Below are 516 nucleotides of genomic sequence, written 5' to 3' on the forward strand. Positions count from 1 at the left end.
CGATGTCGGCCGCAGCGTTAGAGACGCTGGCTGATTTCGACCTTGATGTTGCACTCGCCTCGGGCTTCGCTCCGGATCGTGCGCGAGCCTGGGCACGGCTGCGGGATGTGTATTTCGGTCGCACCAAGTTCACGCGCAAGCAGGCGGTGGCCGCTACGCGGGCTCGGGCGTTCTCGTTGGACGAGCTCGCACTGATCGAGCGCCGTATCGCACCGGTGAAGGATGCGTCCCAGCGGTGGGCGCTGCGCCTTGCCTTACTTGAGGTCGAGGGTGGTTACCGGGCGATTGAGGCTGCAGCCCGCACGTTGGTGCCGGCAAACGAGAAGCCTGCGGTGGATGCGGCGAAGTTCGGGCCGTCGCGAAACGGCAAACGTACCCTGCATCTAACCTATGACGAGCGGGAGATCTCCGACATGGAACACGCTGGGCGTCTCGGGATTGATCAGGATCGTCCGGCTGCGGCGCAGATTGCCGAGAATTTGATTGGGATTTTCTTCGGCGAGGGCAAGGTCGCAA

Annotated in this window: 1 pseudogene; it reads left to right on the plus strand. The window is 63.2% G+C overall.

Features of this window, described 5'->3' with window-relative positions:
• Window positions 1-516, plus strand: a pseudogene (locus tag HMPREF2734_RS12115) (hypothetical protein); the annotation flags it as partial.

This window comes from Corynebacterium sp. HMSC055D05, assembly GCF_001810365.1.
In the GTDB taxonomy this organism is placed as follows: Bacteria; Actinomycetota; Actinomycetes; order Mycobacteriales; family Mycobacteriaceae; genus Corynebacterium; species Corynebacterium coyleae.